The organism is Streptomyces sp. NPDC005784, assembly GCF_042871525.1.
Classification (GTDB): Bacteria; Actinomycetota; Actinomycetes; order Streptomycetales; family Streptomycetaceae; genus Streptomyces.
Genome location: NZ_JBIAIQ010000003.1, coordinates 70704 through 92705 on the forward strand (window position 1 = coordinate 70704; position 22002 = coordinate 92705).

Consider the following 22002-nt stretch of genomic DNA (forward strand, 5'->3'; position numbering starts at 1 on the left):
CCGTTTCCCCCCTTCCACCCTGGTCGACCGGATACGGAACCGCCGGAATAGCTGACGGAAATTGTCAGGTATCGCCTCCACAGTGGTGCTCGCAGACACGGTGAACGTGTCCCGAGCGGGAGGTTGGACATGGCGCGGCACACGGTCGAGTTCGAGGTGGCAGGTCCCTGGTCTCTGGAGAACAGCCGGGAGTTCTGGGAGGAGATGGCACCCGTGCCCCCTGCTGAGACCGGAGGTGCGGGCGCGGCGCTGCGTACCGTCTTCCACGCCGACGCCGACTGGCACCGGGTCGCGGCGGAGGTGACACAGAGCGGGTCGACCGCCCGGGTCGCGGTCACGGGGGACGGCGATCTGGACGCCGCCGCCGAGCAGGTGCGCCGCTTCCTGTCCCTGGACGTCGACGCCCGCGGCTGGCCAGGAGTCGGCGACCGCGACCCGGTGATCGGCCGGATCCAGGCCCGCCGGCCGGGGCTTCGCCCGTGCGGCTTCCATTCACCGTACGAGGCCGCCGGCTGGGCGGTGCTGACCCAGCGCACCGGGAGGAACGCGGCCCGCGGCATGCGCGACGACCTCGTCTCCGGCTACGGCACCGGCGGCGCGTTCCCGGCGCCCGAGGCCCTGCTCCGGCTGGACGTCGAACTGCCCTGGCGCAAGACCGAATACCTGCACGCCGTCGCCCGGGCCGCTCTCGACGGAGTGCTCGACGCCGCCCAACTGCGGTCCCTGGAACCGCGGGACGCGATGCGCCAGGTCCAACAGGTCAAGGGGCTGGGCGCCTTCGCCGCCGAACTCGTCGTCGTCCGTGGCGCGAACCACCCCGACGTCCTGCCGACCCAGGAACGCAGGCTCGCCGCGGAGATCACCGAGCAGTACGGGCCGGAGCGCGAAGTGTCCGAGATCTCGGAGAACTGGCGGCCGTACCGCACCTGGGCCGCGCTCCATCTGCGGGTCCAGCGCGGCGAACGCCTGGGCGCCGAAAGGACTCGTACGACCGGGACGCGCACGGGATGACAAACGTCCGCCCCACCTGCGCGCGCCGAGGGAAATCGGACGTCTGCCCGACATTCACGACCTGTCATGACCGGGAACGAACATCAACTGGCTAGACTACGCACCCTCGTGCACGTGATCGCGCCACGCGCGAGCAAGGCCGTTCCGAAGGGTTTCGACGCTTGATAGCCATCGAAGATGTCAGCAAGCGATACGCCGACGGCACGGTGGCCGTCGATCGCCTGTCCCTCCAGATACCGAACCACTCCATCACCGTTCTCGTCGGACCTTCGGGCTGCGGCAAGACCACCACGCTCCGCATGATCAACCGCATGATCGAGCCGAGCGGCGGCACGATCCGCGTCGACGGCGAGGACATCCGGAGCAAGCCGGTCAACGCCCTGCGCCGCTCCATGGGTTACGTCATCCAGAACGCCGGTCTCTTCCAGCACCGGACGATCCTCGACAACATCGCCACCGTTCCCCGGCTGCTCGGCTGGTCCAAGCAGCGCGCCCGGGACCGCGCGGCGGAACTGATGGAACGGGTCGGTCTCGACCCGGCCATGGCCCGCCGCTATCCGTACCAGCTCTCCGGCGGCCAGCAGCAACGGGTCGGCGTCGCCCGCGCGTTGGCGGCGGACCCGCCCATTCTGCTCATGGACGAGCCGTTCTCGGCGGTCGACCCGGTCGTCCGCCGCGGCCTGCAGGAGGAGTTGCTGCGCATCCAGGGCGAACTGGGCAAGGCCATCGTGTTCGTCACCCACGACATGGACGAGGCGATCACCATCGGCGACCGCATCGCCGTGCTGCGCACCGGCGGCAAGCTCGCCCAGTTCGCCACCCCCGACGAGATCCTCTCGGCGCCGGCCGATCCGTTCGTCGAACAGTTCCTCGGCGCCGACCGGGGCATCCGCGGGCTGTCGTTCCTCTCCACCCGCGATCTCGAACTCGACCGCTCCCGGGTCTTCCCCGTCGGCTCCGACTGGCGGGAGATCGCCGGACGCGACCCGGAGGGGACGCCCGTCCTGGTGACCGACGCCGACGGCAAACCGCTCGGCTGGGCCGACCCCGGCACCTGGGACGGAGACATCAAGGACCTCGAACCGTACGGCCCGAGCTTCGAGGTGGGCCGTGACTCTCTGCGGGTCGCTCTGGACCGGGCCGTGCTGTCGCCGACCGGCCGGGCGGTCGGCGTCGACGCCTCCGGGCAGGTGCTCGGGGTCGCCGGGCAGGAGACGGTCGCCGCGGCGATCCGGCTGGCCCGGCAGCGACGGGCGGCGGACGCCCCTCAGGAGACGTCGCCGGCGAAGGCCGGGCGATGAACGGGTTCTTCGACATACCGAGCGACCTCCAGCACAGCTATGGCGGCCTGATCGCCATCCATCTGCAGGAGGCGCTCGTCCCGGTCCTGGTGGGACTCCTGCTGGCGCTGCCCGTCGGCCTGTTGTGCGCCCACTTCGACTGGCTCTACGCGCCGGTGCTGTGGACCTCGACGGTGCTCTACGCGATCCCGTCGATCGCCTTCTTCGTGGTGCTCATCGACTACACCGGGCTGTCCCAGCTGACCGTGATGATCCCGCTGTGCCTGTACAGCCTGGTCGTGCTCGTACCGGCGGTCGTCGACGGCATCAACTCGGTGCCCGAGGAGACGAACGCCGCCGCCTCGGCCATGGGCATCGGCCTCGCGCGCCGCTACTTCCAGGTCCAACTGCCCATCGCCGTACCGGCGATCATGGCCGGACTGCGGGTGGCGGTCGCCTCCAGCATCAGCCTGGTGAGCGTCGGCGCGCTGATCGGCAACCAAGGGGCGTTCGGAAATCTGCTGACCACCGCGCAGTTGTACGGCCGTCCCCGGCTCGCCGTGACCTCGGTGGTCACCACCGCCGTCCTCGCGATCCTGATCGACGCCGTGCTGGTCCTGCTGCGCCGGTTCCTCACCCCCTGGCAGCCGCCGTCCGGCGGCGCGGCCGGACGCTCCGGGGCCACCGCCATGGACGCCACCGCCCCTACCCCGGAGGGCGTGTCGTGAACGTACTCAACTTCATGCAGTCCTTCTTCAGCGACGGCTCCCACTGGCACGGCTACGACGGCATCCCACAGCGCGTGTGGGAGCACATCCAGTACACGGCCGCGGCCCTCGCGATCGCCGCGGCCATCGGTCTGCCGATCGGTCTGATCACCGGACACACCGGACGCGGCGGCAACGCGCTGGCCTTTCTGGCCACCGGCGCCCGCGCGCTGCCGACCTTCGGTCTGCTGGTCCTGATGTTCGTCTGGCTGGGTCTCGGCATCGTGCCCGTGATGATCCCGCTCGTGGTGCTGGCGATCCCGCCGATCCTCATCACCACCTACGAGGCGATCCGCACCGTGGACCCGTCCCCCGTCGACGCCGCCCGCGGCATGGGCATGCCGGAGACACAGATCCTGTTCCAGGTCGAGGTCCCGGCGGCGCTGCCGCTGATCCTCAGCGGGCTGCGCTCGGCGACGATCCAGATCGTCTCGACGGCGACGATCGCGGCCTATGTGTCCCTCGGCGGGGTCGGCAGGTACATCCTGGACGGCCTCTACCAGCACGACTACGAGAAGGTGGTCGGCGGAGCGGCCCTCACGGCTCTCCTCGCGCTGCTCGTCCTGCTGCTGTTCTGGGCCCTCGGCAAACTGGCGGTCTCCCCCGGCGTACGCAGACGCCGGGCCGCGTAGCACCCCGGCCACCTGCAACCGGTGCGGGGACGGCCTCGGGCCGTCCCCGCTTCCGGAACACGCTCCACTTGACACAACCTGCGCCGCTCAGCCCCGCCGGACGGAGATCATGCGCGCCGCCACGGCCGGCACCAGCCCGGCCGCGACGAGGTACAGGCCAAGACGTTCGTCGGGCACTGCCCGCGACCACACCCGCCAGGCCGACGGGGTGTAACCGTCGGCAGCCAGGAAGCCCGCATAGGCCCTGGGGGGCGAACTGCTCCAGCCGCGCACCCACAGCAGGGCGCCTATGGCCGTGCAGGTCGCCGACATGGCGTACAGGACCGGGGCATGGCCCGGGGCCGGTCTGTTCACCCGTTCTCCCTATGCCGTCCGACGCTGTGGTGGGAGGCTTCTCGCTAGCGCTCGGCCCTCGCCAGGGCGTGTTCGAGGACGACGAGCAGGGCGTCGCGTACGGATCCCCGGTCGCGGGCGTCGAAGACGGTCAGTGGGACGTGGTCGGCGACGTCGAGGGCCCACCGTACGTCGTCCAGATCGTGTTCGAGTTTGCCGTCGAAGGCGTTGACCGCCACCGCGAAGGGGATCTCGCGGTGCTCGAAGTAGTCGACGGCCGCGTAGCAGTCGTCGAGGCGTCGGGTGTCGACGATGACGAGCCCGCCGAGCGCGCCCTCGACGAGGTCGTCCCACATGAACCCGAACCGCTCCTGGCCGGGGGTGCCGAACAGGTAGAGCTTCAGCGTCGGATCGAGGGTGACACAGCCGAAGTCCATGGCGACGGTCGTCGTCACCTTCTCCGGAGTGTGGGTGAGGTCGTCGACACCGGCGGCGACCGAGGTGATGGACGCCTCGGTGGTCAGCGGCTCGATCTCCGAAATGGCCCCCACCGTCGTGGTCTTGCCCACGCCGAAGCCGCCCGCGATCACCATCTTCACCGGCAGCGGCGGCCGGGGCCGCTCGTCGTCAGCCCTCACGGATCGCGCCCCGGGAGTCGGGGATAGCTCGGAGACCATCGATAACCCTTCGCAGAACGGTGACATCGCGGTTGGAGTGAACCTGCGGTGCGTACAGGGCCAGTTGACCGTCGGCGCGCAGATCGTCGGCGAGTACCCGGATCACATTCAAGTGCATCCGGAGTTTGGCCGCGATCTCCGCGAGCGACTGCGGCTGACGGCAGACCGTGATGATGTCGCGGTGCTGGTCGAAGATGAAGGCGTCCAGCGCCGCCAGCCCCACATCGGTGGCCACCACCTGCGTCTCGATCGGGATCGGCGGTACGAGACTGTCTCCCCCGGCGATCCGCCCCGCGGTCAGCAGGAACGGCCGGACGACCGAGGCGGGGCGCTCCACTCCCCATTCGGCGTCGCCGCCGGCCAATGGCTCGCCGGACGTCATCACGTCCTCCCCCTTCACCTCGCCGGGCGTCACCGGTCATGTGACGCACCGTCGGACGTCAACCTGTCGGTGCGATGCCCACAGTGTTCTTCAGCTCCATCACCAACTGCGGGCTCAGCACCGCGCCGGCCCGGTTGGCGAAGAGCGTCATCTCGTACGCGATGTTGCCGAGCTTCGCCTCCTTCGAGGCGACCACCCCGAGCACCGCTCCCGCGCCGAGGGCGGACACCAGGACGTGCCCTTCCTCCAGGTCGATGATGACCTTGTTGAGGCTGCCGAGGCCGTAGTTGCCGGAGGCGCCCATGGCGAGGCTGGTGATTCCGGAGACGATCGCCGCGAGCCGCTCGGAGTCGGCCTGGCCGCGCAGTTGGGAGACCGCGATGAGCAGTCCGTCGGAGGAGACACCGATCACGTCGACGACCCCGGCTGTCTCGGTGGCGAATCGATTGAGCAGCCAGTTGAAGTCGGCGGCGGCAGTCTTCACGTCCGCCGCGGGTTCCGCTGTTCGGGACTCCGGCTCGCCTGTCCACATGGTCACGTGCTCATGCCTTCCGGGGAAGAGGGTCTTCTGTTCTGGGTGTTGGGTTCGGTCCGGCCGTCGGGCCTGCCGCCCTGCCGGGTCGCCCCGGTCGGGTGGTTCTCGGCCGCGCTCTCGCGGTCGGCCCGCAGGACGGCGGCCTCGAACTCGTCGAGCTCGGAGCGCGCCGCCTCGGCGTCCGTGGGCTGCCAGGAGGGCGGCCTGCGGTGGGTCGGGGGCTCCTTGGGCCTCGGCAGCCGGCTCGACGCCGTGCCGGCCGACAGGGTCGCCCCGCGAACCCGGCGGCGCAGCGGACCTGCGTCGCCGGACCGCGCCGGGCCCGTGGGTGCCGAATCGGCTCCGGTGCCGGGCCGGGCGCCGCCGTGCGTCGTCGCACGCTCGGCGCCGGTGTCGTTCGCCGCTTCCGAACGGCGGGCGTGGCCGGGGGACTGGGCGAGCTGGTCGGACTGGGCGCTCTGGGACCACGCGGGCACCCTGCGGGGCAGACCCGCGGGTCCGGGCGGCGCCTCGACCCGCGCCGGGCGCGGCTCGCTCGGGCCGGAGCGGCGCGCGGGCGGCCGGATGCTCGGGGCCCGCGCCACCGAGGGGCCCGGGTCGCCGAGCACGAGGTGGGACGTGGGCACCGCGACGGTGGCGGTGACGCCGCCGCCCGGGGTGCGGGACAGGACGACCTCGATGCCCCAGCGCCGGGACAGGCCGCCGACCACGAACAGGCCGAGGACCTCCGTCGGCGCCAGGTCGAGGCGTTCGCGCCGGATCAGCCGGGCGTTCTCCTGTTCCAGCCGCTCGGGACTCATGCCGAGGCCGTGGTCGATGATCTCGACGAGGGCTCCGCCCCCTCCGTGCCGGGGCCGCAGGACCACTTCGACACCGCTGGTCGCCGGGGAGAACATCACGGCGTTCTCCAGGAGTTCGGCGAGCATCAGCGTCAGGTCGCCCACGATGTCGGGGACGACGGTGACATCGCCCTCGGCGTGCGGGGTGACGCGCTGGTAGCCCTCGATCTGGCCGAGCGCGGCGCGGACGATGTTGCTGAGCCGCATCGGTTCGGTGTTGAGGCCGGTCTCACTGATCCCGGCGAGCAGCATGAGGCTGTCGGCGTTGCGCTGGAGACGGACGGCGATGTGGTCGATGCGGTACAGCCGGTCCAGCACTTCCGGGTCGGTCTCGCCGCGCTCCACCGAGTCGATCAGGGCGAGTTGACGGGCCGTCAGGTTACTGACCCGGCGTCCGACGTTGCCGAACATCTCGGCGATGTTGCGCCGGCTGACGACCTGGCGTTCGAGCAGCGCGCTCGCGGTGACCTGAACCTGGTTGAACGCTTCCGCCAGTTCACCGATCTCGTCGCGCACCGGCACCGGAACGGCTTCCAGCCGCGGCGGGCTCGCGTCGTCGGCGTCGTCGTCCGCGACCCGGGCGAGCTCGCTCGCGGCGGCGCGGGCCACATGCTGGGCCGCCGCCGTGAGGGTGCGTACGGTCCGCACCACGGAACGGCGGGTCAGCACGGAGAACAGCAGCCAGGCGGCGAAGGCGAGCAGGCTGCCGGCGATCAGCCAGGCCACCCGCCACCAGGCGACGTTCGACGCGGACTGGGCGTCCGCTGCGATCTCGCCGATCAGCGACTGGACGATCTTCAGCCGGTTGTCGGCCTGCCGCTCATAGGTGGGACCGGCGCGCAGCGCCTCGTCGAGCGCGGTACGCAGCTCCGTCGCGTTCTCGGCGACCAGCGCGCCGGTGTCGACCTGGAGCGCGGCCCACTGCTGGGTGATGACGCTCTGGTACGGGCTGTGCTCGATCTCGGCGAGGTCGGTGCCCTGTTCCGAGCCGGCGAACCGGGTGAACCGCTCGGCCTGGTAGGTGTACTGGTCGTAGTCGCCGACGGCGCCGGTGAACTCGATGAGCGCGTTCGCGTCGCGGGTACGGGCGGCGAAGACGCTGGTCTCGAAGGAGGCGTGGGCGGTGTCGGCGCGCAGCAGGGCGTCGAGCAGATTGGCCGCGGACGCGGAGGACTCGCCGCCCGACTGGCCGAGGCCGAGGCCGTCGATGAGGCCTTCGATAACCGATCCGTACGCCGGGTCGATGTTGTCGGCGGGGATCGGCCCCTGCTCGACCGTCTTGCGGAGGCTGTCCAGGCCCTCCAGCTCCTTCAGGGCCTGGGCCTCGCCCTCGGGCAGCCGGTCGCTGTAGGCGGCCCGCACGGCATCGATGCGGGTACCGACCTTCTCCTGCGCGGCCAGATAGGCGGCGGTGTCGGGCGGGCTCTCCCCCGAGCGGGCCGCCTCGTAGCGCAGGGAGACCAGGAGTGCCTGCCGGTGCTCGGTCTGCACGGCGTCGATGAGCTTGGTCACCTGCGCGCTGTCGCGCACGAGTTGGGCGGTGTCGGCGGCCGACTGCGCCCGGTCCATTTCACCGGAGACGACATAGGCGAGCATCGCGGAGATGACGGCGAGCGGCACGATCACCAGAACATTGAGTTTCCGGCGGAAAGGCCAGCGGTCCAGCAGAGATGGGGTCCGGCCGGCCCGAAGAGCCGTCGACGGCTGCCCCGAGTCGGCTTTTCTGTGCGCGGGCACCCAACCTCCTTGACTTCATTCCCCGTTGGAAGCCCATTGGCAGGCCTGCCTGGATCAAAGGTCACGAACAGCGCGATCGGGCCGACAAGTGGAAGGGGGCCCTCGACGCGGCCAACACTAGCGGCTGCCGTAAGAGTACGGCCATGATCAACCGAAAAGTGGCACGCCCGGACGCCTGGTTCGCTCGGATTTCGGTCACGTTGCGCCTACGGGCTGAAGCTGTACGGTCCCCATCAGTGATCTATTCGTGTCTTGACGGTAGTTGAGGCGGCTCGATTGGATCGTCAGGACCGTCACCACCCGCGCCCACCGGCCACCACCGCCCCACCGATTGCCAAGTCTGGATGAACAACGTGACCATCGCCAGAAGCACTCGAACCTCCGCAACCTACGCTGTTTCCCTGCTGGTTGTAGCCGCGGCCGCGCTGACTGGCTGCGGTTCCTCCAACGACTCGTCCGACAAGAACCCGTTGACGGGTGATGCCGCCAAGGGCGGTACGGTCGTCGTCGGTTCCAACAACTTCCCCGAGAGCATCCTGCTCGCCGACATCTACGGCGAGGCCCTCAAATCCAAGGGCATCAAGGTCAGTTACAAGCTGAACATCGGCAGTCGCGAGACCACGTACGGCCTGATCAAGAACGGAACGATCACGGTCCTGCCGGAGTACAACGGCGCACTGCTCGCATACCTGGACGCCAAGGCCGCTCCGGCGTCCGTCGACGAGACCAGCCAGGCCATCTCGGCCAAACTCGACCCGAAGCTCTCCCTGTTGATTCCGTCGAAGGCCCAGGACAAGGACGCGATCGCCCTCAACGAGGCCACGGCGAAGAAGTACAGCCTCACGGCCGAGTCGAGCATCACCGACCTCGCCGAGGTGGCGAAGGACCTGGTCATCGGAGGGTCCCCCGAGTTCCAGACCCGGCAGCAGGGCCTCAAGGGCCTGAAGTCCGTATACGGTCTCGATTTCAAGACCTTCAAGGCACTGGACGCGGGCGGTCCGCTCACCGTGGCGGCCCTGAAGGGCAACAACATCCAGGCCGCGGATATTTTCACCACGGACCCCGGAATCAGCAAGAACAAGTTTGTCGTGCTGCAGGATCCCAAGAATCTTTTCGGATTCGAGAATGTAACTCCGCTGACATACAAGAGCGATCTGCCGGCGGCCGGAGTTTCCGTCCTCAATGACCTCTCGGCGAAGCTCGACACCGAAGCCCTCGTGAAGCTCAACAGCGAGGTGCAGGACGGCAACAAGGACCCGCTGGACGTGGCGAAGAACTGGCTGGCCTCGGCGGAACTCGGCTGACGTCGGTACCGGCAGCCGGTTGACGGGTGCCTGCGGGCCGGGGGTCCATCCCCCGGCCCGGCCTTCCGGCGGCGAACGGCCAAGGAGTGAACGTCCGTCATGCTCAAGCGCACGGCCGACGCGGACGTGGCCTCCGGCGGCCCGGCCGACGGCACCACACCGCCCGGTGCCGCCCTCCACGGCCGCGGTCTCGATGCCGACACGGTGGCCCGGATCGCCGACGGAGCGATGCCACCCTTCTTGCATCCGGCGGCACTTGAGTCGATGGAGCGCAGTCGGCGCGCCGCGCGCCGGCTGGCCGCCGAGGGTGCCCGGGTCTACGGGCGCAGTACCGGCGTCGGAGCGCACCGGGGGCTCGTCGTCGAGGAACACGACGGCGCCGGCCATGATCTGCGGCTGCTGCTGAGTCACGCGGGCGGCGTGGGCGAACCCCTTCCGGCGCGCCACGTCCGCGCGATGATGGTGGTGCGCGCCAACCAACTCCTCGCCGGGGGATCGGGGTTGGGGCCGGAGATCGCGGTGGCCGTCGCGGACGCGCTCCGGGCGGGAGTGCATCCCCGGGTCCCCGAGTACGGTTCCGTGGGCACCGGCGATCTGACGGCGCTGGCCCAGCTGGGGCTCGCCCTCTTCGGCCACGGCACCTGGGTACGGGACCGGGCGGGCTCCGGGAGTTCCCTCCCCGAGGGCCCGCTCGCCGAGAGCCCGTTCCCCGGGAGCCCCTTCCCGGCAAGTCTGCCCATGCAACGCGGAGACGCACTCGCCCTGTTGAGCAGCAACGCCCTCACCCTCGGACAGTCCGCGCTCGCCTGTCACGACCTCAGCGTCCCGCTCCGCGCCGCGCATCCGGTGGCCGCGCTCTCCCTGCACGCGGTGGGCGGCTCCCTGGAGCCGTACGCACCCGAGGTCCACGCGGCCCATCCGCACCCGGCGGTCGCACAGGTGGCGGCCCGTGTCCGGGAACTGCTCGGCGTGGCGGCCGGGAGCGGAACGGCCGTACCGGGGCTGCCGAGCGCGGCGCCGGCGCGGGTGCAGGACCCCTTCGGCTTCCGCTGCTTCCCGCAGGCTCACGGCCCCGCGATCGAAGCCTGGTCCGGCCTGGAGCGAGTGCTGTCGATCGATCTCAACTCCGCCACCGAGAACCCTCTCATCGGCTGGGACGAGACCACGGGCGCTCCTGTCGCACGGCACCACGGCGGCTTCTTCACGGCGCCGCTCACTCTCGCGCTCGACCAACTGGGCCTCGCCGTGCTCGGCACGGCCCGGCTGTCGGCGGCTCGGCTCTCCGCCCTCGGCCGTCCCGAACTCACCGGGCTGCGCTCCTACTTGGCCGACGAGTCCTCGGCCGGGTCGGGAATGATGATCCTTGAGTACAGCGCAGCCTCCGCCCTCGCCGAGATACAGGCGTGTGCCGCTCCGGCCGCGCTCGGACACGTGGTGCTGTCCCAGGGCCTGGAGGAGGCGGCGACCTTCGCGACCCAGGCGGCCCGCAAGTCGTTGCGGCTGGCACAGGCGTACCGGCTGGTCCTGGCCTGCGAACTCGTGGCCGCAGTACGGGCGTTGCGACTTCGCGGCACGCCGCCCGCCCCGGACACCCCGGCGGGCCGCGCCTACGTCCGCGCGGCGGCGGCGCTGGATCCGGACATGCGGGACCGCCCCCTCACGGACGATGTGACGGAGGCGGCGGCGCTGCTCGACGAGTTCGCGGAACTGACCGGCGACGACTGAGAGACCTCCGGCCGGCGAAGCCGGTCCGGGCCCGGAGCAGCGCCGGACGCGGACCACCCGCGGACGGGTCCGGCACCGAACCAGAGCCGGTGCCGGACCTGTCCCCGTGCCGTACCCCGTCGGTCCCGTCAGCTCCGCGCGCCCGGCGCGACGGCCTCGGCGTCGGTCGTGGCTGCGGAAGCGGCATCGACATCGGCATCGGCATCGGCATCGCCGCTCATGGTCCGTCCCGAAGCCCGGGGCGCGCCGGACAGCCGTACCGCGCGCCGGGCTGGGACGAGGAGTGCGGCCAGTGCGGCGGCCAGGCAGAGCAGGGCGAGCAGGGTGAACCCGTGGGTGTACCCGGACTCGTACGGCAGGCCCGAGGACTGGAGCCTGCCGGTCACCAGGACGCTGGTGACCGCGGCGCCGACGGACCCGCCGATGGTGCGGATGTTGGCGTTCATCCCGGTCGCGGCGCCGGTCTGTTCGGCCGGGACGCTGCCGACGATGAGGTTGGCCATCGCGGCGAAGGCGAGTCCGATGCCGAGGCCGAAGACACCCGCCGCGAAGGCGACCTGCCACGGCCGGTCGTGCCAGAGGGCGAGGAACCCACAGGCGACCGCGCCGAGCGCCGCACCGGCGACCAGCAGTTTCTTGGCACCGAGGACGGGCTCCAGCCGACCGCTCAGCACGCCCGAGCAGAACATCGCGATCAGCATCGGCAGCATGAGCAGCCCGGCGGCGGTCACGCTCGCGCCGAAGCCGTAGCCGGCCCGGGTCGGGGTCTGGACGAACCCGGGGAGGAAGGACCAGATCGCGTACATGCCCGCGCCGAACAGCAGCGCGGCGGCGTTGGTGGTCCACACGGCGGGCAGCCGCATGATGCGCAGGTCGATGAGCGGGCTGCGGGAGCGGGCCTCGGAGCGCAGCCAGAGCGCGAAGAGCAGCACGGCCGCGGCGAACAGACCGATCACCTTGACCGATCCCCAGCCCCAGTGACTCGCCTGGCTGAGCGGCAGCAGAAGGGCGACCAGCCAGCCCGACAGCAGCGCGGCACCGAGCCAATTTACCTGGCCCTGGGCTCGGTTGGGCGACTCGGGGACGTAGCGCAGGGCGATCAGCGCGGTGACCGCGACGACGCCGACGGGGATCCAGAACAACCAGCGGTAGTCGAGCGCGGTCACGATCGGACCGGCCGCCACCATGCCGACTCCCCCACCGGCTGCGATCACCGCGGACAGGTTGCTGATGCTGCCGCTCACCTGGGACGCGGCGAACTCGTCCCGGATGATGCCGAAGGACAGCGGGAACAGGGCTCCGCCGACGCCCTGCACGACCCGGGCGACGATCAGTACGCCGATGGTGGGCGCGAGTGCGGCGAGCAGACAGCCGGCCAGGACGGTCAGGAGGACGGCGACGAGGGTGCGCTTCTTGCCGATCAGGTCGCCGACCCGGCCGAGGATGGGCGTGAAGATCGAGGCGGACAGCAGATAGGCGGTCATCACCCAGGTCGCGGTGGACTGAGAGGTGTGCATCGCGTGCTGGACGGTCGGCAGCGCCGGCGCGATCAGCGACTGCAGCATGGCGAACACACCGGCACCGGTCGCGAGGACCGCGAAGGTGAGGCGGGTGGACGTGCGGGGCATGAAAAGCCTCTCCGGACAGGATGCGGCCGAGGTCGTCGGGCCACGGTCGTACGGGATGGGCGGGTTGGGGCGGGGTGTCTGGATCGCGCGGCGGCGCCGGGCACACCGACGGCCGCGAGGGCGGTCGCGGACTGGACGTTCGATGAATGGGCGGCCGCGGAATGGACGGTCGCCGAGGGGGCGTTCACTGAACGGACGTCGCCGAATGAACGGTCAGGGGCAGGGCTGCGCTGTAGCCGCAGCCCGCCGAAAGTCGAGGACGGGCCGGCGGGGGTACGAACGCGTCGGCTGCGCGTGCGGCCGCACGCGTCCACGCCGAACGCACCCCGACTGGTAAAGTGGAGGTACCCCTCCACTGTAGCGGAGGCATACCTCCGCTTCAACCTCGATCCAGCCGGGAGGCAGCAGTGACGGCACAGCCGTTCCCCGTCAGCGAGATCGTCGCGTCCCGGCGCCCGCACCGTAAGGACGCGGCCCGCAACTACGACGCGCTGCTGGCGGCCGCCCGCGAGGCGTTCGCGGAGAGCGGCGCGGAGGCCTCCCTGGAGGACGTGGCCCGTCGTGCGGGCGTGGGCATCGGCACGCTGTACCGGAACTTCCCGACCCGCCGCCATCTCTTCGAGAGTGTCTACGCGGGCGAGGTCGACGAGCTGTGCCGGGTCGCCGAGGAGGTCGCCGACCAGGAACCATGGGTGGCGCTGACGTCATGGCTGCGCCGTTTCGTGGACTACACGGTCACGAAGCGGGCCATTCGCGAGGCACTCAACGGCGAGTCGGAGATCTTCCTGGCCTGCCGGGAATCGATGTACGCGGCCGGCGGCCCCCTCTTCGAGCGCACGCAGAAGGCGGGCGAGGCGCGGGCCGACATGGACTTCGACGACCTGCTGCGCATGGTCTCCGGGATCACGGCGACGAACTTCCTGGACGACGCCCAGCGCGACCGCGTCCTCTCGGTGGCGCTGGACGGGGTCCGCACCGCCCGCTGAGCCGGGTCCCGGGATTCGGTCACGGGCGGTGCCAGGGGCCAGGCACCCGCTCCCCTTTGTCCCCCGGCGATCGCGCGACCGGCACCGGCCCCACCGGCTCGCACGGCTGGGCTAGAGTCGGCGCGGCCCCCGGTCTGACGTTCTGCCGTGGGGAGTTGCACGCTGGGGGATGACGGCACCATGCGGTATGAACACGTGGAACTCTCCGGGTACGAGATCCAGGAGGTCCTGGGCCGAGGCGGCTTCGCCACGGTCTACCGGGCGCACCAGTCGGCGGTGAGCCGGGAAGTCGCACTGAAGGTGGACAGCAGGACTCTGACCTCGGACCGTGACCGGCAGCGCTTCCTGCGTGAGGTCACCGCGGCGGGTCGGCTGTCCGGGCATCCACATGTGGTCCCGGTCTACGACGCGGGCGTCCTCGGTGACGACCGCCCGTACATGGTCATGGAGCTCTGTCCCGGCGGCTCGCTCGGTGATCGCCTGCACCGCCACGGACCGCTCACCGTCAGGGAGGCCCGCGACATCGGGCTGGGTATCGCCGACGCGCTGGCCGCGGCGCACGCTGCCGGGGTACTGCACCGCGACATCAAGCCGGGCAACATCATGGTCAACCGGTACGGCGCCGCCGCGCTCACCGACTTCGGACTGGCCGCCATGCCCCGGCCCGACCGTGAACTGTCGGTGACCCGCGAGGCGCTGACCCCGGCGTACGCGCCGCCCGAGGCCTTCCACCTGGCCGAGCCCACGACGACCGGCGACGTCTACTCACTCGCCGCGACGCTCTATGCCCTGCTGCGGGGCCGCCCGCCGCACCACCCCGACGACGGCACTCAGCTCAGTCTCGCGGAACTCATCGTCCGGCACACCTGGCCCTACGCCGATCTGCCGGGAGTGCCGAGTGCCTTCAACGAGGTGCTCAGACACGCCCTGGCGACGGATCCGGCGTCCCGGACGCCGGACGCGGGGACGTTGCGGGACGCCCTGGCCGCCGTCGACGTCGACAGCCGCGACCGGGGCGGGTTCGGGCCGGCGCCCCGCACGGCCACCACCGTTCCCGCGCACCGGGACGCGCCGCCCACGCCGTACGCACCGCCCGGCACCGTTCCCCCGCCGTCTTCGGGCCTGGCACCACCGGACGGTCGACCCGGTCACGCGGCCGGGAGCGGCGGGCCGGGCCCGGAGGTCGGCCGGACAGACGACGAGCACGGCGGGCCCGCCTCCGCCGGCGGGGCGAGCACGATCGCGGAGCCCGGGGACCGCAGGTCTTCTCGGTGGCGGCCCGGACTGATCGGCGTGCTGGCGGCCGTGGTCACGGTGAGCATGTCCGTCACCGTGGTGATCCATGAGTACGGGTCGCCGGCCGGCCCCGGCTCCTCGCCCGCCGGGTCCCCGTCCCCGAGCACCACGGGCAAGGGCACGCCGGACGGCGACGCGGCCTTCGGCGGTGTACGGACCACCTCCCGCGGCTGTGCCGCCGCCGACGTCGAGGGGGTGGGCGGCCGCTGTGTCACGACCCCCGAGTGCTGGAGCGGCATCACCGACATCTCGGGGTCGATCACCGTCAGCCGCGCCGACTGTCACATCGAGCACGTGTGGGAGACCTTCGCCATCGCCCCGCTGCCCAAGGACGGGATGACGTACAACGCGCGAGATCTCGCCAAGCATCCCGCCGTACGAACCCTGTGTTCGCAGCAGGTCATGCGGAACTCCCTGACGTCCACCGGCCGTGCGGACAGCGCCCGTTGGAACGTGGACGTCCTGCCGCCGACCGCTGCGCAATGGGCCGAGGGGCTACGGGTGTTCCGCTGCGTCGCCGCGGCGGTCACGGACGACGGGCGGACCACGAACAGCCACTTCGGAGTCGCCGGGTGACGTGATGTCACACCTGGTTCCCTCTCCGGTGCCACGAGTCCGTCGCGTCGTCGCCTCCGTCGAAATCAGGTGATCGACCGGGCGGACCCGGTGCGGCACAGCCACCGCCAGCGTCGCAACTCCGTGACGCAGGTGGCGGCGGCCAGCACGGTGACCGGACCCGCCGCCCAGCCGGACCAGGCCAGCCACGAGCACACCACCGCCGCGACGAGTTGCAGAAGCACCAGCAGCACGGTCACCCAACCCGGCACTGGAACAAGGACGTTGCTCTTGTCCCCCGGTGTGGCGAACACGGTCGGCAGGCCTATCAGCACCACGACCGAGAGCACGGCGAGCGCCCACGAGTGGCCGGACAGGGCCCAGGGGGTGGCCACCCAGGCCACGATCTCCGTCGCGAAGCGCAGAACGGACGCCGTGCGGTCGTCGGGTCGCCCCGAAGCGGTCTCTCCAACAGGGGTTTCGGTCACCGCGAGACGATCCCACACGCGGCAACCCGACCACCAGCGGCCCGCGGCATCACTCCCCATCGCCAACAGCCCCCGCACACAAGGGATCTCCAGTCCGGGATTCTGTATACTGTCGCCACCAATGGCCCCGGTTCGGAGGCGACATGGACAAGCTGGAGCCCGCAGTGGTGCTGGGTATGGCCGCCGAGGCGCCCGACGGCGTTGTGATCATCGACAGTGAAGGGCTGATCCGCTACTGGAACCGGGGCGCCGAGCGCATCTTCGGGTTCTCGGCGGCCGAGGCGGACGGCCGCAGCCTGGACGTCATCATCCCGGAGAAGCACCGCCGTCGTCATTGGGACGGCTTCCGCACGGCCATGGAGAAGGGCACCACCAAGTACGGCGAGGCGGACCTCCTGACGGTTCCCGCGCTGGCGGCGGACGGCAGGACGCTGTCCATCGAGTTCAGCGTCGTACTGCTGGCCGGGCCCGACGGCTCCTCGTACGTGGGGGCCGTCATCCGGGACGTCACCGCGCGGCGCGCCAGGGAGCGGGAGATGATGCGGCGCCGGTCCGAGGCCGGCGCGGACCGCGCCACCGTCTGAACGCGCGGACTTGTGACCGTGTGACCGACGAATGCCGCGCCGCGAGCGGCCATGTGACCCTCTCCACGCCCAAGTGCCCCGCGAACGGATGCCGTTCGCGGGGCACTTGAGTGTGCAGGGCCGAGTGTGCAGGGCACTCGGGAGTGCGAGGCAGTCGGGCGTCGGGGTCAGGCGACGACCTTGCCCTCGTGCAGCCTGCGGATGGCGTCCGCGTCGTAGCCGAGGTCCGCGAGCACGTCGTCGGTGTGCTCGCCGAGCAGCGGTGCGCCGGTGATCTCGGGCTTGAATCCGGAGAACTTGATCGGGCTGCCCACCGTCAGATAGGTGCCGCGCTCCTTCTGCTCGACCTCGACGATCGTGCCGCTCCTGCGCATGTCGGGGTCCTCGGCGAGTTCCTTCATGCTGAGCACGGGCGCGCACGGCACCTCGTAGGTGCGCAGGATGTCGACCGCCTCGTACTTGGTCTTGTCCGCCAGCCACTTCTCGATCTCGCCGAAGATGTCCATGATGTGCGGCTGGCGCGCCAGGGCGGTGTCGTACTCCGGGTCCTCGGCCCACTCCGGCCGGCCGATGGCCTCGCAGGTGCGGACCCAGTTCTGTTCCTGGACGGTGAAGTAGATGTAGGCGTTGGGGTCGGTCTCCCAGCCCTTGCACTTCAGGACCCAGCCGGGCTGTCCACCGCCGCCCGCGTTGCCCCCGCGCGGCACCGCCTCGCCGAACTCGCCGTTCGGGTACTGCGGATACTCCTCCAGGTACCCGACGCGTTCCAGGCGCTGCTGGTCGCGCAGCTTGACCCGGGTCAGGTTGAGCACGGCGTCCTGCATGGACACGGAGACCTTCTGGCCGAGCCCGGTCGCGTTGCGCTGGATGATCGCCGTCAAGAGGCCGATCATCAGGTGCATTCCGCTGTTGCTGTCGCCGAGCGCCGAGCCGCTGATGGTGGGCGGTCCGTCCCAGAACCCGGTGGTGGACGCGGCGCCACCGGCGGCCTGGGCGACGTTCTCGTACACCTTGAGGTCGTTCCACTTGGAGTCGTCGTTGAAGCCCTTGACGGAGCCGAAGATCAGGCGCGGGTTGAGCGCGTGGATGTGGTCCCAGCCGAGGCCCATCCGGTCCATGGCCCCCGGCGCGAAGTTCTCGACCAGCAGGTCGGCCTCACGGATGAGCTTCTCCATGACCTCCTTGCCCTCGGGGGACTTGGTGTCGATGGCCAGGGACCGCTTGTTGCTGTTCAGCATGGTGAAGTAGAGGGCGTCGAGGTCGGGGATGTCGCGGAGTTGACGGCGCGTCACATCGCCTCCGTCGACGCGCTCGACCTTGATGACGTCGGCGCCGAACCAGGCGAGCAGCTGCGTGCACGCGGGACCGGCCTGGACGCCGGTGAAGTCGATCACCTTGATTCCGGCGAGCGGCTTTTCACTCATGGTGGATTCCTTCTCGTGAATGATCTCGGTGCGGAAGTCGGCTGCACGGGCGGGGAGTTCGGGCGGGGAGTTCGGGGATCACTTCCTGGCAGGCGTGATGTTGCCGACGGTGATGCCCTTCGGGTTCAGGTGCGCGATGTGGCCGCTCTCGGTCCCGGCGGAGGGGTCGATCACGCAGTCGATGAGCGCGGGGCCGCCGGAGGCCAGTGCCTCGGTGAGGGCGGCGGTGACCTCGGCGGGCGTGGTGGCGCGGTAGCCCTTGCCGCCGAACGCCTCGATCATCCGGTCGTGGCGGGCCGCGAGCATGAGGGTGGTCGGCGAGGGGGCGTCGCCGACGGGATTCACGTCGTCACCGCGGTAGACACCGCCGTTGTTCATGACGACCGTGACGACGGGCAGCCTGTAGCGGCAGATCGTCTCCAGCTCCATGCCGCTGAACCCGAAGGCGCTGTCGCCCTCGACGGCCACCACCGGTGCGCCGCTCTCGACGGCGGCGGCGATCGCGTAGCCCATGCCGATGCCCATGACACCCCAGGTGCCGCTGTCGAGGCGGTGCCGCGGCACGTGCATGTCGATGACGTTGCGCGCGATGTCCAGCGCGTTCGCGCCCTCGTTGACGATGTACGTCTCCGGGCGCCCGCGCACGACGTCACGTACGGCCTTCAGAGCGCCCATGAACTGCATGGGGTGCGGATCCGCCTTCAGTCGCTCCGCCATCTTCGCCACGTTCTGCGCCGACCGCGCGGCCAGTTCCTCGCGCCAGGCGGCGGGTGCCGCGATCCGGCCGGGCTTGGCCCGCTCGGCGATCGCGTCGAGCACCGACTCGATGTCTCCGACGAGCGGGGCCGCGATGGGCTGGTTGCTGTCCATCTCCCTTGCCTCAATGTCCACTTGGATGAACCGGGCGTCGGGGTTCCACTGCGGTGCCTCGCCGTGGTTCAGCAGCCAGTTGAGGCGGGCGCCGACGAGCACCACGACGTCGGCCTTCTTCAGGGCCAGCGAACGGGCGGTGGCCGCCGACTGCGGGTGGTCGTCGGGCAGCAGGCCCTTGGCCATCGACATCGGGATGTAGGGAATGCCGGTGGACTCGACGAACTCGCGGATGCGGTCGTCCGCCTGCGCGTACGCGGCGCCCTTGCCGAGCACCACCAACGGCCGTTCGGCGCCCGCGAGAAGCTCGATCGCGCGGTCCACCGCCTCGGGCCCCGGGAGCTGGCGCGGCGCGGGGTCGACGAGGCGGCTCAGCGTCCTCGCGCCCGCCTCCGCGTCCATGATGGAGCCGAGCACCGCGGCCGGGATGTCGAGATACACACCGCCGGGGCGCCCGGAGACCGCGGTGCGCAGCGCGCGGGCCATGCCCCGGCCGATGTCCTCCACGCGGCCCACCCGGTAGGCGGCCTTGCAGAACGGCTGCGCGGCGGCGAGCTGGTCCATCTCCTCGTAGTCGCCCTGCCTGAGGTCGACCAGGTGCCGCTCGCTGGAGCCGGAGATCTGGACCATGGGGAAGCAGTTGGTGGTGGCGTTGGCCAGCGCGACCAGACCGTTGAGGAAGCCCGGCGCTGACACGGTCAGGCAGATACCGGGCTTCTTGGTGAGGTAGCCGGCCGCCGCGGCCGCGTGGCCCGCGTTGCTCTCGTGCCGGAAGCCGATGTAGCGGATGCCGCGCGCCTGCGCCAGGCGGGCCAGGTCGGTGATCGGGATGCCGACGACCCCGTAGACGGTGTCGACGTCGTTCATCCTCAGCGCGTCGACGACCAGGTGGTACCCGTCGGTGAGCTCGGTCGGTGCGTCGGCGTTCGCCGCGGTCTCCGGTGTCGAGGGGGCGGTCATGGTCCGAGGTCCTCCTTGGGCAGGTCCTGCCTCTGCGGCTGCTCCTCTCACCTTCCGCAGCCCGCTCGCCCGCGTCCAAGACCCATCGGCGACCAGCCGATAAGCAGCGTCTATCGACGGCAGGTCCGGGCCTCGCAACTCCCTTGATAGACAGCTGCTATCGGCTGTTCGCCAGTACGTATTGGACGTGTGCCGGGCGCCGCCGCAGGCTCGCAGAGGGCCGCTTCGCCGAAGCGGTGGACCGCCGCGGCGGGCGGCCGACGCTTCATCGAACCTGGCGTGAGGGGGTGCGGTCATGGCCGTTCCGGCCGCGGCATCGGTGCGCGACGCGGACGGGTACCGGCCCCCGGCGGTCACCGGACTCGCCGGCCTCCTGGACCGGCAGGTGCGCGAACGCCCGTACGCCCGGGCCCTGATCGTCGGCGGGGACCGGGTGCATCTCTCGTACCGGGCCCTCGACGCCCTGGCGGACAGTATGGCCGCGCGGCTCGGCTCCACCGGGCTGCGTCGAGGCGACGCGATCGGTCTGATCGGTGCCAACACCGCCGAGTTCGTTGTCGCGTTGCTCGGTGCGGCACGGGCCGGGCTGGTGGTCGCGCCGCTCGACCCCGCGCTGCCGGAACCGGAGTTGTCCGCCCGGCTCGACGCGCTCGGCGCACCGGCGGTCCTGGTCGGTCCGCCGGTGGCCGACGCACCGCCGGTCGCGGCGCCACGGGTTCCCGCCTGGCCCGTGCGGGTGGACGCCTCCCGGGCCGGGACGGCGTCGGTCGTCCTCGACACCGGCGCGCCGACTCGTCAAGTACGCAGCGCGGCGCGGGAATTGCTGCCGGACGATGCCCTGGTCCTGTACACCGCCGGGACCACCGGCCGGGCCAGGACGGTCCCGCTGACCAATGCCAACGTCGCCGCGTCCGTACGGGGCATCTGCGCCGCCTACGCACTGGGGCCCGATGACGCGACGGTGGCGGTGATGCCGTTCTTCCACGGCCACGGGCTGTTCGCGGCGCTGCTGGCGTCACTGGCCGGCGGAGGGTGCGTCCTACTGCCCGCACGCGGGCGGTTCTCCGCTCGGACGTTCTGGGACGACATGCGGGCCGCGGGCGCCACCTGGTTCACGGCGGTCCCGACCCTTCATGAAATCCTGCTCGACCGGGCGGAGTTCGAGTATCCGGTCCCGCAGGTACCGCCCCTGCGTTTCGTGCGCAGTTGCAGCGCCCCGCTGAACCCGGCCACGCAGAGGGCTCTTGAGCGCACGTTCGGCGCGCCGCTGCTCTCGGCGTACGGCATGACCGAGTCCACGCACCAGGCAACCAGTGAACCGCTTCCGGAGCACGGCCCCCTCAAGCAAGGGTCGGTCGGCAGGCCCACCGGGGTGGAGGTGCGTGTGGCGGACCGGAGCGGGCGGCCCTGCCCGGCCGGGGTCCAGGGCGAGGTGTGGCTGCGCGGGCCCACGGTCGCCCGCGGCTATCTCGCCGAACCGGCGCGGACGGCACGCAGTTTCGCGGGCGGCTGGCTGCGCACCGGCGACCTGGGGTCCCTGGACGCGGACGGCAGTCTCTCCCTCACGGGACGGCTCGACAACATCATCGACCGTGGCGGCGAGAAGATCTCCCCGGAGCATGTGGAGGACGTCCTCGCCGGATGTCCCGGGGTCGCCGAGGCGGCCGTGTTCGCGCTCCCCGATTCCGTGTACGGGCAGCGGGTCGGCGCTGTCGTGGCCGTCCGCGAGGGCGACGCCGTCGGACCGGAGGAGATCCTGCGGTACTGCCGCGACCGGCTGGCGGCCTTCGAGGTGCCCGAGCGGCTGCAACTCGTCGCCGCGCTGCCGCACACCGCCAAGGGCGGTCTCGACCGGCGCGCGGTGGCGGCCCGGTACGTTCCCTGACGGCAGCGGCCTTCCGCGCTGTCCGCCGGGCCGGCGCCCGCGACGCCCGCTCGGCCGTGTCACCGCCCGCCCGGCCGGCTGCGCCGTCCATCGCACGCCGCGCC

19 protein-coding genes are annotated in these 22002 nt (G+C 71.0%); 10 read left to right on the forward strand and 9 right to left on the reverse strand.

Translation table 11 applies throughout. From position 1 onward, the window contains the following. The first annotated feature begins 129 nt into the window (after positions 1–129). The 4 genes from ACFYR3_RS05815 (at position 130) to ACFYR3_RS05830 (ending at position 3690) form a co-directional block, all read left to right on the forward strand. A complete protein-coding gene (locus ACFYR3_RS05815; RefSeq protein ID WP_355850006.1) occupies positions 130–1011 on the forward strand; it encodes a DNA-3-methyladenine glycosylase 2 family protein in 882 nt (293 codons plus the stop codon). A gap of 161 nt (positions 1012–1172) precedes the next feature. Continuing rightward, entirely contained in the window at positions 1173–2312 is a 1140-nt protein-coding gene (locus ACFYR3_RS05820; protein ID WP_355850003.1) for an ABC transporter ATP-binding protein, read from the forward strand. After that, on the forward strand, positions 2309–3019 hold the full coding sequence (locus tag ACFYR3_RS05825; protein WP_355850000.1) for an ABC transporter permease subunit: 711 nt from the start codon (positions 2309–2311) through the stop codon (positions 3017–3019). Before ACFYR3_RS05820 ends, ACFYR3_RS05825 begins: the two co-directional genes overlap by 4 nt. After that, on the forward strand, positions 3016–3690 hold the full coding sequence (locus ACFYR3_RS05830; RefSeq protein WP_355849997.1) for an ABC transporter permease: 675 nt from the start codon (positions 3016–3018) through the stop codon (positions 3688–3690). Before ACFYR3_RS05825 ends, ACFYR3_RS05830 begins: the two co-directional genes overlap by 4 nt. 87 nt (positions 3691–3777) lie before the next feature. Here the strand turns inward: ACFYR3_RS05830 and ACFYR3_RS05835 are convergent, their stop codons facing one another. Genes ACFYR3_RS05835 through ACFYR3_RS05855 form a run of 5 tightly spaced genes read right to left on the reverse strand, consistent with a single transcriptional unit; the run spans position 3778 to position 8193 of the window. Beyond that, positions 3778–4044 carry a hypothetical protein gene (locus ACFYR3_RS05835; protein WP_355849996.1) on the reverse strand — a complete coding sequence of 89 codons (267 nt, stop codon included), beginning with the start codon at positions 4042–4044 and terminating at the stop codon, positions 3778–3780. Positions 4045–4088: 44 nt separating this feature from the next. Beyond that, positions 4089–4700, reverse strand: a complete 612-nt coding sequence (locus ACFYR3_RS05840) for an ATP/GTP-binding protein (RefSeq protein WP_389281670.1) — start codon at positions 4698–4700, stop codon at positions 4089–4091. Continuing rightward, entirely contained in the window at positions 4651–5082 is a 432-nt protein-coding gene (locus tag ACFYR3_RS05845; RefSeq protein WP_355849993.1) for a DUF742 domain-containing protein, read from the reverse strand. The genes ACFYR3_RS05840 and ACFYR3_RS05845 overlap by 50 nt, the downstream gene beginning before the upstream one ends. Positions 5083–5140: 58 nt before the next feature. After that, on the reverse strand, positions 5141–5614 hold the full coding sequence (locus tag ACFYR3_RS05850; protein WP_355850068.1) for a roadblock/LC7 domain-containing protein: 474 nt from the start codon (positions 5612–5614) through the stop codon (positions 5141–5143). A gap of 2 nt (positions 5615–5616) precedes the next feature. Then, the gene (locus ACFYR3_RS05855; RefSeq protein ID WP_389281672.1) at positions 5617–8193 is read right to left on the reverse strand and encodes an ATP-binding protein; all 2577 of its coding nucleotides are present in this window, start codon (positions 8191–8193) and stop codon (positions 5617–5619) included. 344 nt (positions 8194–8537) lie between these two features. On the opposite strand from ACFYR3_RS05855, the gene ACFYR3_RS05860 reads away from it, so the two are divergent. Beyond that, a complete protein-coding gene (locus tag ACFYR3_RS05860) occupies positions 8538–9497 on the forward strand; it encodes an ABC transporter substrate-binding protein (RefSeq protein ID WP_356782077.1) in 960 nt (319 codons plus the stop codon). Positions 9498–9596: 99 nt separating this feature from the next. Then, complete coding sequence (locus tag ACFYR3_RS05865) at positions 9597–11222, forward strand: aromatic amino acid ammonia-lyase (RefSeq protein WP_389281674.1); 1626 nt, start codon at positions 9597–9599, stop codon at positions 11220–11222. A 128-nt stretch (positions 11223–11350) separates the two neighbouring features. On the opposite strand, the gene ACFYR3_RS05870 is transcribed toward ACFYR3_RS05865, so the two are convergent. Then, positions 11351–12850, reverse strand: coding sequence for an MFS transporter (locus tag ACFYR3_RS05870; protein ID WP_389281676.1), 1500 nt, complete (start codon positions 12848–12850; stop codon positions 11351–11353). A gap of 407 nt (positions 12851–13257) precedes the next feature. Between ACFYR3_RS05870 and ACFYR3_RS05875 the strand changes: the two genes are divergently transcribed. Further along, positions 13258–13836 carry a helix-turn-helix domain-containing protein gene (locus tag ACFYR3_RS05875; protein ID WP_355849979.1) on the forward strand — a complete coding sequence of 193 codons (579 nt, stop codon included), beginning with the start codon at positions 13258–13260 and terminating at the stop codon, positions 13834–13836. A gap of 180 nt (positions 13837–14016) precedes the next feature. Continuing rightward, positions 14017–15708 (forward strand): protein kinase, encoded by a 1692-nt coding sequence (locus ACFYR3_RS05880; RefSeq protein WP_389281679.1) that lies wholly within the window; start codon positions 14017–14019, stop codon positions 15706–15708. 65 nt (positions 15709–15773) lie between these two features. Here ACFYR3_RS05880 and ACFYR3_RS05885 read toward each other — a convergent pair whose 3' ends face one another. Beyond that, positions 15774–16175 (reverse strand): hypothetical protein, encoded by a 402-nt coding sequence (locus ACFYR3_RS05885; protein WP_355849973.1) that lies wholly within the window; start codon positions 16173–16175, stop codon positions 15774–15776. Between the two features lie 143 nt (positions 16176–16318). Here ACFYR3_RS05885 and ACFYR3_RS05890 point away from each other — a divergent pair, with 143 nt between their 5' ends. Further along, positions 16319–16759, forward strand: a complete 441-nt coding sequence (locus ACFYR3_RS05890; RefSeq protein ID WP_389281681.1) for a PAS domain S-box protein — start codon at positions 16319–16321, stop codon at positions 16757–16759. A 167-nt stretch (positions 16760–16926) separates the two neighbouring features. Here ACFYR3_RS05890 and frc read toward each other — a convergent pair whose 3' ends face one another. After that, positions 16927–18183 carry a formyl-CoA transferase gene (gene frc / locus ACFYR3_RS05895; protein ID WP_389281683.1) on the reverse strand — a complete coding sequence of 419 codons (1257 nt, stop codon included), beginning with the start codon at positions 18181–18183 and terminating at the stop codon, positions 16927–16929. Positions 18184–18261: 78 nt separating this feature from the next. Continuing rightward, positions 18262–20013, reverse strand: coding sequence for an oxalyl-CoA decarboxylase (oxc, locus tag ACFYR3_RS05900; protein WP_355849964.1), 1752 nt, complete (start codon positions 20011–20013; stop codon positions 18262–18264). A gap of 295 nt (positions 20014–20308) precedes the next feature. Here oxc and ACFYR3_RS05905 point away from each other — a divergent pair, with 295 nt between their 5' ends. Then, positions 20309–21898: a FadD7 family fatty acid--CoA ligase gene (locus ACFYR3_RS05905; protein ID WP_389281685.1), complete on the forward strand. Its 1590-nt coding sequence runs from the start codon at positions 20309–20311 to the stop codon at positions 21896–21898. Positions 21899–22002 lie beyond the last annotated feature (104 nt).